Annotated in this window: 14 protein-coding genes; 5 read left to right on the top strand and 9 right to left on the bottom strand. The window is 61.5% G+C overall.

Features of this window, described 5'->3' with window-relative positions:
- Window positions 1-127: 127 nt before the first annotated feature.
- Window positions 128-463, bottom strand: a complete 336-nt coding sequence (locus VLU25_05010) for a helix-turn-helix transcriptional regulator (GenBank protein ID HSR67280.1) — start codon at window positions 461-463, stop codon at window positions 128-130.
- Window positions 464-780: 317 nt separating this feature from the next.
- Between VLU25_05010 and VLU25_05015 the strand changes: the two genes are divergently transcribed.
- Window positions 781-1,884 (top strand): beta/gamma crystallin-related protein, encoded by a 1,104-nt coding sequence (locus VLU25_05015; protein ID HSR67281.1) that lies wholly within the window; start codon window positions 781-783, stop codon window positions 1,882-1,884.
- A gap of 538 nt (window positions 1,885-2,422) precedes the next feature.
- Here the strand turns inward: VLU25_05015 and VLU25_05020 are convergent.
- From VLU25_05020 to VLU25_05050, 7 genes are all read right to left on the bottom strand, one after another.
- Window positions 2,423-2,896 (bottom strand): hypothetical protein, encoded by a 474-nt coding sequence (locus tag VLU25_05020; protein ID HSR67282.1) that lies wholly within the window; start codon window positions 2,894-2,896, stop codon window positions 2,423-2,425.
- Window positions 2,897-3,090: 194 nt separating this feature from the next.
- Window positions 3,091-3,531, bottom strand: a complete 441-nt coding sequence (locus VLU25_05025) for a type II toxin-antitoxin system VapC family toxin (GenBank protein ID HSR67283.1) — start codon at window positions 3,529-3,531, stop codon at window positions 3,091-3,093.
- Window positions 3,528-3,797 carry a DUF2191 domain-containing protein gene (locus VLU25_05030; protein HSR67284.1) on the bottom strand — a complete coding sequence of 90 codons (270 nt, stop codon included), beginning with the start codon at window positions 3,795-3,797 and terminating at the stop codon, window positions 3,528-3,530. The genes VLU25_05025 and VLU25_05030 overlap by 4 nt, the downstream gene beginning before the upstream one ends.
- Before the next feature lie 127 nt (window positions 3,798-3,924).
- A complete protein-coding gene (locus VLU25_05035) occupies window positions 3,925-4,230 on the bottom strand; it encodes a type II toxin-antitoxin system RelE/ParE family toxin (GenBank protein HSR67285.1) in 306 nt (101 codons plus the stop codon).
- Complete coding sequence (locus tag VLU25_05040; GenBank protein HSR67286.1) at window positions 4,223-4,477, bottom strand: type II toxin-antitoxin system ParD family antitoxin; 255 nt, start codon at window positions 4,475-4,477, stop codon at window positions 4,223-4,225. Before VLU25_05040 ends, VLU25_05035 begins: the two co-directional genes overlap by 8 nt.
- A 124-nt stretch (window positions 4,478-4,601) precedes the next feature.
- Complete coding sequence (locus VLU25_05045) at window positions 4,602-5,237, bottom strand: TlpA disulfide reductase family protein (GenBank protein ID HSR67287.1); 636 nt, start codon at window positions 5,235-5,237, stop codon at window positions 4,602-4,604.
- Entirely contained in the window at window positions 5,228-7,552 is a 2,325-nt protein-coding gene (locus tag VLU25_05050; protein HSR67288.1) for an ABC transporter permease, read from the bottom strand. The genes VLU25_05045 and VLU25_05050 overlap by 10 nt, the downstream gene beginning before the upstream one ends.
- Window positions 7,553-7,748: 196 nt before the next feature.
- Here VLU25_05050 and VLU25_05055 point away from each other — a divergent pair, with 196 nt between their 5' ends.
- The 3 genes from VLU25_05055 (at window position 7,749) to VLU25_05065 (ending at window position 10,330) form a co-directional block, all read left to right on the top strand.
- The gene (locus VLU25_05055; GenBank protein HSR67289.1) at window positions 7,749-8,741 is read left to right on the top strand and encodes a methyltransferase; all 993 of its coding nucleotides are present in this window, start codon (window positions 7,749-7,751) and stop codon (window positions 8,739-8,741) included.
- A gap of 86 nt (window positions 8,742-8,827) precedes the next feature.
- On the top strand, window positions 8,828-9,682 hold the full coding sequence (locus tag VLU25_05060; GenBank protein ID HSR67290.1) for a methyltransferase domain-containing protein: 855 nt from the start codon (window positions 8,828-8,830) through the stop codon (window positions 9,680-9,682).
- Window positions 9,683-9,829: 147 nt separating this feature from the next.
- Window positions 9,830-10,330, top strand: a complete 501-nt coding sequence (locus VLU25_05065; protein HSR67291.1) for a hypothetical protein — start codon at window positions 9,830-9,832, stop codon at window positions 10,328-10,330.
- A 36-nt stretch (window positions 10,331-10,366) separates the two neighbouring features.
- On the opposite strand, the gene VLU25_05070 is transcribed toward VLU25_05065, so the two are convergent.
- Window positions 10,367-11,629 carry a protein kinase gene (locus VLU25_05070; GenBank protein ID HSR67292.1) on the bottom strand — a complete coding sequence of 421 codons (1,263 nt, stop codon included), beginning with the start codon at window positions 11,627-11,629 and terminating at the stop codon, window positions 10,367-10,369.
- 285 nt (window positions 11,630-11,914) lie between these two features.
- On the opposite strand from VLU25_05070, the gene VLU25_05075 reads away from it, so the two are divergent.
- The coding region (locus VLU25_05075; protein ID HSR67293.1) for a hypothetical protein at window positions 11,915-12,358 on the top strand (444 nt) is incomplete at its 3' end.

A 12,358-nucleotide genomic window follows, 5' to 3' on the forward strand; every position in this document is an offset into this window, starting at 1 on the left:
GAAGGGGAGCAATTCGCCAGCCCAGGGTGAAGCCCGCGGCAAGCGAAGCGCCGCAAGGGCGCAACCCTGGGTATGGAATAACAGGGAAACGAACCCTGAAGGGGTGGAATAACGCCCCAGGCAACCCTCACTTCTCCCCCCTCACCAACTCCAACCCTTCCCACATCCTGGCCAACGCCTCGGCGGATGCTCTCAATGCCTCTTTCCCTTTCTCACTGGCCACAAACATCTTCTTGGCTTTCCCCCCGCGCTCGGGCGTCGGATCGGCGAACTGCGACTGCAACATCCCTTTCTTTTCCAACCGGTCCAACGTCACATACACGCTGCCGCGGGACACGGCTCTCCCCGTCCGCCTCTCGATCTCCTCCCTGACGGCCACCCCATAGGCCTCCTCCTCCCCCAACTGCAGCACCGACAACAAAACCATCTGCTCAAACTCTCCCAGAAACTCCTTCTCACCCATAATGCCGACATTGTAGACTTAACCACTCCACCAAGTCAACCACAGCCTCAACTTCTTATGGAAAGTCCACCCTTTGGAGGTTGGTGCTTGGAAGTTGGTAGTTGCGCAGCCGGCGCATCCTTGCGGCGATCCTGGAAGTGCCCCATCAAGCCTGCCGATCCCTAGTGAATCACCCACCCCCCATAACACCTCCCCAACCCAAAAAACCCACGCCACTTGCCGCCACCCCCAGTTTTCTTGATACTCTCCCCAGCCACTTGCATCCTTACCCACAAGGAAGCCGAGAACAGAGCCCATGCACCATGGAGACCGAAACCATGACACGGATAAATTTCCCCCGCCTGACCTTCTTAGCACTAATACTGATAGCCCTGACCATCCCGGCCCAAGCCCAATACGGCTATGACCGCGACTGCAATCGCTACCCTGTCCTCTTCGAGGACGACGGCTTCCGCGGCAACGCCCTGCCGGTGGAGCGCTCCATTTCAGACCTGCACGACGTCGACTTCGGCGACGAGGCCTCCTCGCTGTGCGTCCCCTCGGGATGGCGCGTGATTATCTTCGAGGACGACCGTTTCGGCGGCGACCGTCTGGAGATCGTGGGACCCGAACGCATCAGCGACCTCAAGCGCCAGCGTCCCGGCGGAGGCGACTGGGGAGACCGCATCAGTTCCATCGACGTTGAGCGCCTGCGCCGCTTCGACGCTTCCATCCCCCGCGAGTGCAACAACTACCCCATGCTTTTCGAGGACGACTCCTTCCGTGACCGCTCGGTGCGTCTCGACCGCGACTACAACGACCTCCACAACCTGGGCATTGGCGACGACGCCTCATCGGTGTGCGTCCCCCGCGGCTGGACGGTGGAGCTTTACGAAGACAAGCATTTCCGCGGCGACCGCCTGGTGATCTACGGCGAGAACTACATCGCCGACCTCAAGCGCGACCGTCCCGACGGACGCGACTGGGGCGACCGCATCAGCTCGGCCCGCGTCTACCGCGACGACCGCCGCCGCCCCGGCAACCGTCCCGGAGGCTATCCCCCCAACCGCTACCCTGACCGCGACCGCGAATACGAAGGGCGCTATCCCCCGCAGGAGACCGGCCGCTACGACCCCGACAACCGCTACCCTGACCGCAACGACCTCTGCTCGGCCTACCCAGTGGCCTACTTGGATGACGGCTTCCGCGGCCGCGCCATCCCTTTGCGCGACTCCATCGCCGACCTCCACCGCCAGGGCTACGGCGACGAGATCAGCAGCATCTGCGTCCCCCGAGGCTGGCGCGTCGTCCTCTACGAACACGCCAACTTCCGGGGCAACCGCCTCGACATCGTGGGACGCGACCAAATAGAAAACCTCCGCAACGCCCGCTCCGACAACTGGAGCGACCGCGCCAGCTCCCTCCGCGTCTACGCGCCATGATCGTCAGCTAATTAGATCAACTGTCGAGTTTGCGTCGACCTTGCAGATCAATCAATCTGGTAGGAGGTAGGCTGGCGCCTACCCCCTCCCAACAGAACGGCGCCCAACCCCGCAGGTATTCATTGAGGTCGTGGATGATCTGGCGCATGGACAGGGGATTGTTCCAAGTGACCGAACGTCCAAGCCGATGAATAAGCCCCCACCGTTCGAGCGCGAAAAGCGTAATGACCCCCAGGGTGAATCGGCTGAAGCAGTTTGGCCCGCCTAGGTCGCCCCCGGGGCCTGGACTATGATTTCGTCAAAGGATTCCTCGGCGAACTCGCCTCTTTCGATCTGTTCGGCCCCGATCGCCACGGGTTGGCGGAGCCGGTCAAGCTTGTAGCGCGGTTCACTTCCTCGACTGATCTTCGATGGTCACTGTCGTCCTCATGGTGGCATCATAGCATAGGCTCTGGAGGCATCAAAGCATCAATAACAGGTATTGGGTTGCCTGGTGAGGTGGTGTGCCAGTTGACCGCACGAAGCGTAGTAGGGGATGCTATACGGCCAAGACGGCTGCTCCGGGGTCGAGGCCGTCCCATCCCACGACGCTGGCCACGAAGGAGGTGGGGCGGTCGGGGAAGGGATGGATCTCGACGATGATCCGGTCCTGCAGCCCGGTAGGTGCGGTTGAGATGGTCAAGTCGCGGGTAAACGTCCGCAGGTCGATGCGGGTGATCAGGCCTCCCACCATGCCAGCATAAAGGTAGCGTTCGTCTGTCGTGACGGCCAGCGTCCATGCCTCGGCTTCCAAGGGCAATGAAGCTCCGATGGCTCCAGAGAGGGGGTTGACGGCAGTAACGCTGCGGGGATATTGCGCCGCTCTCTCGGCTACCGCTACGTAAAGCTGGTTGCGGCTTGGGGAATAGGCCATGGCGGCGCTGTCGAGAGGCACTGTCCGGACCGCTTGGGCCGCCAGCGGCGCCAGCCATGCCCACACTCCCGCGGACACGACAATGGCTTTTAGTTTCATGGGGGTGCTAAGAGCGTCGATGGGGCGGTCAGGACAACCGCCAAGGCATGCGAAGCGAACTTCCTCCTCGTCTCGTTCATGCGTCCTCTAACCGGACGCCAAGACGAATACCCGCATATTATCGCTGAACTCGATCCAGCCTTGCAAGAGAACTCCCATTAATTCTCATTCTCATTCATCAATTCGCCACGGCGCTACGGCTGAACAGGTTGCAGGGGGTTGACGTGGAGGATGCCGGGGAATCGCTTAAAGTCGTTGTCCGCGGAACTGACCTCGTGTCCGTGTTCGAGAGCCAAAGCCGCGATATGAGCGTCGGAGGTCAGATTGCCCGACGTCCCCGTTGTCCTGATCAGGTTACGGAGGACTTGCCAGTGACCGGGTCCGGGTGCGACTGCCTCCACGAAGGGCTGTTTCAGCCAAGAGTCGACGTACTCCAAAGCCTCTTCCGCTTGGAGGGGGCGGCGCATGACCCGCGGATGAGTCGTGATTCGCAAGAAGGCCAGGATCACCACCCAGGGCAGACCGATCGGCTCGGTTCCAGAGAGGGCGCTTTCAAGCCATTGCTTGGCAGCTTGGTGGTGAGGCGAGTCTGAATCGACGGCGTAAATGAGGAGATTGGCGTCCAGAAGTTTCACTTTCGCATCCGAAGTTTGGCGGCGATTTCTTCGTCTTCCAGTTCGCCGGCGAGCCGCAAAGCGTGGTCGAGGTCAATTCCCGGCCGCACTCCGCCCAACGAGGACGGCTTAAGCTTGTATGGCTTGGGTTGGGGCAGATCCCCGCGAGCGCCCAAGCCGGCCCTGATGGTCTCGTTCACGACATCCTTGAAAGACCGCCCTGATTCATAGGCGATTCTGCGCAGAGCCTGCGCCAACTGATCTTCGATGGTCAACGTCGTCCTCATGTTCGCATCATAGCATAGTCTCCCAAGGCATCAAGACATCAATTGTCTGCTCAGCGTTTGGGCCAAATGATCGTCAATCGTCAGCGTCGTCCTCATATAGGCACCATACCGAACCGAATCAAAGGCCCTACTCGTCGGAGCCTGGGAGGTGAGTGTCCACGTCCATTCTCTGGTGAAGAATGCGGGCGACTGCGATGCCCGACTCCTCGGGCCGGTAGAAGATGAGATGCTCTCGGATTGGGAAGCTGCGAAATCCCGGGCGCACTTCGTCGCGTGAGCGTCCCAGTGCGGGTGTCGAGGCCAGCATCTCGAAGGACTTTTTCAGGTCAGCGACGTAGGCCTCCGCTTGCCGCCCGCCCCAAGTCGTTTCGGTGTAGTGCCAGATGGATTGCAAATCCGCCTTGGCCGCGGATGCCAGGCGGTACCTAGACATCCTTCATCCGCTTGGCCTGGGCTATGATCTCGTCAAAAGATTCTTCGGCGAACTCTCCCCTCTCGATCTGGTCCGCCCCGACCGCTACGGCCTCGCGAAGCCTTTCCAGCTTGTAGCGGTTCAGTTCTTCAGACTGGATCAGATGCCTCAAAGCCTCACGCACAACCTCACTGGCATTGTTGTACATTCCCGACTTGACCTTGTCGCGGACAGCTTTCTCCAACTCGGGAGTCAGGGAAACATGCATGCCTCGATTCTGGAGGAAGCGTACAAACTTTGTCAAGCCTTGGTCATTTCCCCGAACACTTCGTTCCGATGAAGGCGATGGGTACGGAGATCCAGACTTCTGGGACACACTTCGCAAGGTGGGGTTAGAGGGACGGCGGGGACAGGCCTGGGAGTTCGACCCCGAAGTAGGCTTCGATCTCGGCTTTGAGGCCGGCGGCGTAGGCTCCGGACCAGGCCTTAATAACCTCCCCGTCGCCGGATACCACGATGGTTCGCGGGGTGCCGCCTAGTTTGTAGCTTTCCATCACGAACTCCGGCATGTCGACCAGGACGGGGAAGTCGAGTTCGTGTCGCGGGGCGGCTTCAGGGTCCTGCTGGGTAGAGAGGCCCAGAAAGCGGTAGTTACCGCCGACCGAGCGGGCGAGTGTTTGGATGTTCTCGACGTTGCGGATGCACCAGGGGCATTGGCGAGAGAAATAGTAGAAGACCCTAACCGGCTGATCGGCTCCGAACTCGATTACGGCCGGCTTGCCGTCGACCGTGCGGGCCGAAAAGGCGGGCAAGGAGGCGCCTTCGGGGAGGCGGGTGGCCGCTTTCAAAGTGAGGACTGCACCGCTTAAGCGCGCTATCTCGGTTCGCTGATAGAAGCAAAGCTGTTCCTTGAATCCGGCTTTTTCGCGACCGAATGTGATGCGGAAGAGGTGGGCGGAAATTTCATGACCGGAGCCGGTCTGCGGCGCATAGAAAGGGACCTCGGAGGTGAGGCTTTCTAGCAGCATCGGAGAACCTTCGCAGGGCTGATCCGGCTGCTGCGGAAAGCTGGCAAGAAGCTCACGGTTAGTCCGACAGTTAGCAAGAGAAGAGTGACCGCGGCCATGGTCAGCGGATCTTGGGCCGGCACTCGATAAAGCCAGGCGACGAACGGTTGGGCCAGGAGCCACGAGAGCACGAGTCCAATGACCGTACCTATTCCTGTTAGAACGGCTGCTTCCCTTAAAAGCAGGCGGAGGATCTGGGTGCGGGTGGCGCCAAGAGCGAGGCGCACCCCCATCTCCCGCCTACGGGCCGCGGCCTGCACGGCCAGCGTAGTGTAGAGTCCTGCCGCAGCCAGCAGCAATGCCAAGGCTGAGAACAGTCCTAGAATGCCGGCAAAGAAACGGCGGGCTCCGTAGGCCTCGGACTCCTCCAGCAGGTCGCTCAAACGCGCGGGATTGGCGACGGGCTGGTCGGCATCCAGGCTGCGCACGACCTGGTGGACCGCCGACAGGTACGTCATCGGGTCTCCACGCGTGCGAACCAGCAAGGACATGCGCTCGTCCGGCAACTGCCGGTGGTGAAAGTAGGCCGCCGCCTCCGGCTCCAGGTCGAGCCTCTCGTGGCGGACGTCCTCGACGATACCTATAACGATGTAGTCGTCGTCGAAGATCCTTCCGATCGGATCGGATCCCTGAAACTCGGTGCGGGCTAGCTGCTGGTTGACAAGCGCTACTTTCTGGGCATCAGGTCCGTCCTCCGGCGAGAACAGGCGTCCTCGCACCAGCTTGATGTCGAGGACCTCGAAGAAGCCGTTGTCGACTCGCCTAAAGCGCCAGCGCTTGCGGAGATAATCCCGGTGCCGAAGAGGCACCGACGAGGTGACTCCAGCCACTATGACTCCGTTAAGTTCTTCGGTCCTACGGACCAGAGCCTGGTAGAACTCGGCGGCCGCAGCGCCTCCCTCTCTGAAGTACTTACCCAAGGGGAGATAGATATCGGCTACCAGCACTTGGCGAGATTCGAAACCAGGGTCGGATTGGCTCAACCGGATGAAGCTGCGCAAGAGGAGTCCAGCCCCTACCAGCAAGACGGCGGCGATGGCGACTTCAGCCACCACCAAGTGATTGAGGCGGCGTGGAGACTTACGTCCACCGCTGATACCCTGCCTCAGCGCCGAATTCATGTCACGGCGCCAGGACTTGAATGCCAGTACCAGACTGCCGGGTGCCACTGCCAGTCCTACGGTGAGCGTCCCCAACAGTAGGGCCCCAGGGCCGACTGCAGCCCACTCGATACGGGACGAGAAAGGCGGAAGCACCGACTTGAGGATCCCCAACACCGCCCAGGAGACTGGGATCGAAAGCAACGCCGCCGCCAGGGTGAGCAAGGCCGATTCCCCAAGGGACTCACGCAGGACTCGGCCTCGTCCGGCGCCCAGAGCCGTCCGGATGGCCCACTCGCGCTCTCGCTCGAGGGAGCGGATCATGAGAAGAAGCACGGCATTTACTGCCGCGATCAGGAACACGAAGCCTCCCGCCGCGATAAGCGGCCACAGATAGGCACGCGTGTGGGCTGTGGCGAGTTCGTGCAAGGAGATCAGCGAGGCCGAGCGGGACATCCCGGGCGAAGATATCCTGGAGAGAACTTGATCAAGCTCCTGACGGGCCTGCTCGATGTCGACTCCGTCTTTGAGCCGACCGATCAGACGGTAGGAACGGTCAGTTGCGATTAGCGCGGAAGGGCTCTGGAGCAGCCAAACATCCGTGCCCTGGGGCTGAATATCGCGGCGGCTTTCAAAGAGGAAGTCTGCAGGCATAACGCCCGCCACCGTGTAGGGACGGCCATTGAGTCGAACCGTCTGACCGACCGCCTGGCTGCTGCGGCTGAAGGCCCTCGACCAAATATCGTGGCTGACGACGACTTCGGTCATGGCCTGGGCGGGCGAAAACGTCCTGCCCGTTACAGGCTGGCTGCCGAGAAGAGGAAAGAAGTCCGGCAAGACCAGGGATGACCGCAGCCGCATGGGCTGGTCGGTGCCAGTCATGTAGACGACGTTTTCTTTGGACGCGTCCTTGATGGGGGTGAGCTCCTGAAAGCTGTCGAGCCGCCCCCAAGCCTGGAAGTCGCCAGGAGAGAAATAGTCCTCGGCGAACTCGAAGCCCTCACCACGGGCAATGGCCCCCACGTGGACCAATTGGTGGGCGGCCGGAAAGGGAAGGGGCCGCAGGATTACTGCCTCCAGAATCGCGAAGAGAGCGACATTTGTGCCCGCTCCCGCCGCCAGCAGTAAGATCACCGCCAGGGTAACGGCGGGCCTTCGCAAGAGACGTCTGGTCAAGCTCCACCAGAATCGCATAGCCTGTACAGTTACCGCGCCTCCCGTTTCTAAGTTCGGTAAGCCTAGCCCTAAAGCGGATGAGTGTCAAGTACATTCGTTAAATGAAATAATTTGACGAGTTCTATAGAGCGCTGCATAAATTGCTAGACACATTTCGGGGACAGGGGTATAGTCCGTTCCCACGAGGAGGGGTTTGATGGCCAAGGATGAGTTGTTTGGGATGATGATGGGGCAGGTGGTGGCTCAGGCGGTTTTCGTGGCGGCTGAGCTGGGGTTGGCGGACCTGGTGGCGTCTGGACGCAGTACCGCGCGCGAGATGGCCGAGGCTGCGGGGGCGCATGAGCAGGCTCTTTATCGGCTGCTGCGGTTTTTGGCCTCCCACGGGGTTTTCTGCGAGGGAGCGGACGGACGCTTCGAGCTGACGCCCAAGGCCGAGTTGCTGCGCAGCGACGTCGAGGACTCGCAACGGGCGGCCGCGCGCATGTTTGGAAACTGCTCACAGGCCATGTCCCACCTGCTGCACAGCGTCAAGACGCAGGAAAGCGGGTTCGTCAAGGCCCACGGCAAGCCCATCTTCGATCACCTGGCCGAAAACCCCGAAGAAGCGGCCGTCTTCGACGCCGCCATGACCTGCATCCACGGAGGCGAAACCGACGCCGTGCTGGACGCCTACGACTTCCAGTCCATCGGCACCCTGGCCGACATCGGCGGAGGCAACGGTTCGGCCCTGACCAGCGCGCTCAGGCGGCACTCGAGCCTGGACGGCATTCTCTTCGACCAGCCTCACGTCATCGAGCGGGCCAAGCCGGCCATGCTGGCCAACGGAGTGGGCGAGCGCTGCCGCTTCGTGGGGGGCAACTTCTTCGAGGAAATTCCCTCAGGGGCGGACGCCTACATCATGCGCCACATCATCCACGACTGGTACGACGAACAGGCCGCCCAGATCCTGCGCAACTGCCGCCGGGCCATCCCCGCCGATGGACGCCTGCTCATCGTGGAAGCCGTCGTCTCGGACGGAAACGGTCCCGACCCGGCCCGGCTCTTCGACATGGTCATGTTGATGGTCCCCGGAGGCCTGGAGCGCGACGAGGCCCACTACGCCCGCCTGCTGCGCCAAAGCGGCTTCCAACTGACCGACATCGTCCCCACCCGGTCCGTTGTCAGCGTCGTCGAAGCCCGACCCGTGTGAGCCCCTGCGGAGGCCCTGAAAAACTGAACTCCAGCGGCACCCCCTGCGTCCATCTCTGGTATCGAGCAGCCATTCGGGGAGATCTGATGAGCGCCAAGAGTACGGTGGAAACGACGGGACAGTATATTCATGGCTCCCGGCCGGAAGAGCAGGAGCGGCTTTCCATTCTCAACGAGATCCTCAACGAGGGCTATCTGCGCCAGATGGGCCTGAAGCCCGGGCAGCGGGTGCTCGACGTGGGCAGCGGACTGGGGCAATTCGCCCAGATCATGGCGCGCACGGTGGCTCCCGATGGCATGGTGCTGGGCATCGAACGCGACCCACAGCAGATGGCGACGGCCAGACGGCTCTTGAACAGCGGGGAAGCCGCCCAAGATCCCGTTCCGCTCAAGTTCCGCCGGGGCGACGCACTCAAACTTCCCCTCCTCCCGGATGAAGTCGAATCGTTCGACGTCGTCCACGCCCGCTTTCTGCTTGAGCATGTGCCCAATCCCGGCGATGTGATCCGACAAATGCTGCGGGCCGTCCGTCCCGGCGGACGCATCATCCTCTCCGACGACGACCACTCCACCTTCAACCCCACGCCTGAACCCGCCGGCTTCCCCGCGCTCTGGCAAGCCTACCTGCGTTCCTACGACCGGCTGGGCAACGATCCCTTCATCGGACGCCGTTTGGTGGCCCTGCTGCACGAGGCGGGACTGAAACGTATCCGCAATTCCATCGTGTTCTTCGGCGGCTGCGCCCACCAGAGCGTCTTTGCGCTGGTCGCTGAAAACCTGATCGGCGTCCTGCGGGGAGCTCAGGACACCATCCTCGAGGAATCGCTGCTCGACCCATCCGTCTTCCAGGCCGCCATCGAAGGGCTGCACACCTGGAAGCAAAGGCCTGACGCGGCCTTGTGGTACGGCATCTGCTGGGCCGAGGGCGTTAAAGCCTCCTAAGCGATTGCAGCGGGCGCGTTAGGAAACCGTTGGCCTTTCGTTTTCCTTCCGTCAGGACAGGCTGTAGGCTGTCATCGCAGGCTGTTGACGCATCGAATTGCACAAGAAAAAAGGGCTGCACTCAGTCCCATCGAAAGGAGACCTATCATGGCGGATGCAATGGACTGCGGATTCGATTGGACCAAACCGGACATCAAGACGTTGACCTATGGCTTCTCCACCAACGACAGCGGAACCTGGAAGCAAAGGCCTGGCGGTTCGGACACCATTGACGCCTCCCACAAGATGTATTTCAGCTTCTTCGAAACCTCGGAAACTGATCCTTCCTCCATGACGTTGAAGAAAGTGACCATTTCATTTCAGTGCAAGGAGGGATCCGTCTTCGATCCGATGGTGGGCTGGGGGCCGGCCAGGAATCAGTTTCAGAACGAGACCTTCGAGGTCGACGCGACGGGCCAGGAGGACGGCTGGAGTGCCGGGTTGCAGCAGCACGGGACCGCTTGGTCGCTGGGACCCTTTTCCTTCAATCCTGAATTGCAGCTAACCACTTGCACCTACGAGGTCCGCATCGCCATCTCCGTTGAGGACAAGGGCGAAACCCGCCAGTGGGCGGTGGATCCCACCTTGATCATCGGCGGACGAGACTAGGCGCGCAGCGGTGTCTACCGACGGCCAGATCCCCCTCTAAGGGGCCAGAACCGCGAAGTAAAGCAGGACCGCTGCAGCAATCATCAGGCCGATCGCCCAGACGAGCCGGCCATGACGCGGGGCCGGGGACTGGATCTCGGAGAGACGGCGGCCCAGAGCTCTCATCGAGGGAGGCCGCTGGTCAGGCTGGCGCGAGAGCATCTGCAGCACCAGCTTGCGCAGACGGGACGGGACTCGGGACGGGAAGTCGGCCTCGCGCGGCGGCGGGTCGGAGAGGATGGAAACGGCCGTCTCCACCGCAGTCTCTCCCTGGAAGGCATGGCGTCCGCAGAGGCACTCATAGAGGATCAACCCCAGCGAGAAAACGTCGGAGCGGACGTCGAGATCCTCACGTGAGGTGATCTGCTCGGGCGAACGGTAGGCGTACTCGCCGGCCTGATCGCTGACCTCGGAGAGGGTCGTCGACCAGTCCTGGTCAGGCGCTTGCGAGTGGGGCAGCCGCCGGGCTTGACCGAAGTCCATGATCTTGACCGAGCCCTCGGGGGTGATCATGAGGTTGGAAGGACTGAGGCCGCGGTGCAGGATGCCCCTTTGGTGCGCCGCATCCAGGGCCTCACACAGATGGTCGGCCAACTGCAGCACCTCCTCGGGAGGAAGGCGGTGCTCGGATTGCAGGCGTTGCTGCAGAGTGCGGCCTTCCAGGTATTCCATGGCGATATAAGGACGCCCCTGCAACTCTCCGCAATCGAAAATGGAGCAGATGCCGGGATGCTGCAGCGAAGCCGCCACCCGAGCCTCGCGCAACATGCGGCGGACGGCCTTAGAACTTTCCCGGGAGTGAGTCAGCAGCTTGAGCGCCACCCGTCGGCGCAGGACCCGGTCGCGGGCCAGGAAGACCTCGCCCATGCGCCCCTCTCCGATCTTGTCCATGATCTCGAAGCGCTCTTCTTGCGGGCTTTCCTCTCCCTCGCCTTGCAGCTCCTGCTCCCACTCCACTTCGGCCAGCAGCCGGTAGCCCCTCTTGGGAATGGTCTGGATATAGGCGGGATCGCGCGGATCGTCGCCCAGCGCCTTGCGCAGCTTGGCCACGGCGTTGCTGAGAGCCTCGTCGGAGACGAAAGCGCCTCCCCAGACCTCCTCCAGAAGCTCGTCGCGGCTGCACACTTCTCCCGCGTGACGGATGAGATGCAGCAACAACTGAATCGCCCGAGGCTCCACCGACATGCGCCTGCCGTCCCGCTCCAGCAGGTTGAGTTCAGGCCGGACAGTCCACTCCCCTACCCGTATCTCCTGTTGCAAGTCTCCGTTCCTTTGGTCATCTTCTTCGAGCTTTACTGCCGAGGAGAGTAACACTGGACCCCCGCCTCGGGCAAAGATTTGACTTAAACAACTTGCCTTGCTTTTTTTGAGTTCCGTTTGGAAACCGTTGCCCTTCGGTTTCCCTTTCGTCAGGACACCGCTCGGCGCCTGGCGCATGCTGGAGCCATCAAAAATGCTTCAGCGGTGCTTGGGTGAGGGCGATCCCATCCAGCTCGCTGACAGAAAACGGGGCCCGATTCAGCCCCACAGATTAGGAGACCGATAATGGCAGACGCTATGGACTGCGGATTCGACTGGGCTAACAACAGTGTCGACACTTTGACCTACGGATTCTCTACCGATGACAACGGAAGCTGGGAGCAAAGACCCGGCGCTTCGGACACCATTGACGCCAGGCACCAACTGTACTTCAGCTTCTTCGAAACCTCCCAGACCGATCCTTCGACCATGATGCTGAAGGAGGTGGAGATCACCTTCGAGTGCACCGAAGGGTCCATCTTCAATCCAATCGTGGGCTGGGGCACGCCGTCCAACAGGACGCAGGAGCAGACTTACGAAATCGATGCCACGGGGCAGCCCGACGGCTGGAGCGCCGGGCTGCAGCAACATGGAACCGGCTGGTCGCTGGGGCCGCTTACCTTCAACAACGGTTTACAGCGGTCCACCTGCACCTACGAGGTCAGCATCACCATCACCGCTTCCGATGGG

The organism is Acidobacteriota bacterium (assembly GCA_035471785.1).
In the GTDB taxonomy this organism is placed as follows: domain Bacteria; phylum Acidobacteriota; class UBA6911; order RPQK01; family DATIPO01; genus JANQFM01.

Bases quoted from the DNA above. Each gene is read 5' to 3' on its own strand.
- VLU25_05010 (HSR67280.1), bottom strand. From the start codon at position 463: ATGGGTGAGAAGGAGTTTCTGGGAGAGTTTGAGCAGATGGTTTTGTTG.
- VLU25_05015 (HSR67281.1), top strand. From the start codon at position 781: ATGACACGGATAAATTTCCCCCGCCTGACCTTCTTAGCACTAATACTG.
- VLU25_05020 (HSR67282.1), bottom strand. From the start codon at position 2,896: ATGAAACTAAAAGCCATTGTCGTGTCCGCGGGAGTGTGGGCATGGCTG.
- VLU25_05030 (HSR67284.1), bottom strand. From the start codon at position 3,797: ATGAGGACGACGTTGACCATCGAAGATCAGTTGGCGCAGGCTCTGCGC.
- VLU25_05035 (HSR67285.1), bottom strand. From the start codon at position 4,230: ATGTCTAGGTACCGCCTGGCATCCGCGGCCAAGGCGGATTTGCAATCC.
- VLU25_05040 (HSR67286.1), bottom strand. From the start codon at position 4,477: ATGCATGTTTCCCTGACTCCCGAGTTGGAGAAAGCTGTCCGCGACAAG.
- VLU25_05045 (HSR67287.1), bottom strand. From the start codon at position 5,237: ATGCTGCTAGAAAGCCTCACCTCCGAGGTCCCTTTCTATGCGCCGCAG.
- VLU25_05055 (HSR67289.1), top strand. From the start codon at position 7,749: ATGGCCAAGGATGAGTTGTTTGGGATGATGATGGGGCAGGTGGTGGCT.
- VLU25_05060 (HSR67290.1), top strand. From the start codon at position 8,828: ATGAGCGCCAAGAGTACGGTGGAAACGACGGGACAGTATATTCATGGC.
- VLU25_05065 (HSR67291.1), top strand. From the start codon at position 9,830: ATGGCGGATGCAATGGACTGCGGATTCGATTGGACCAAACCGGACATC.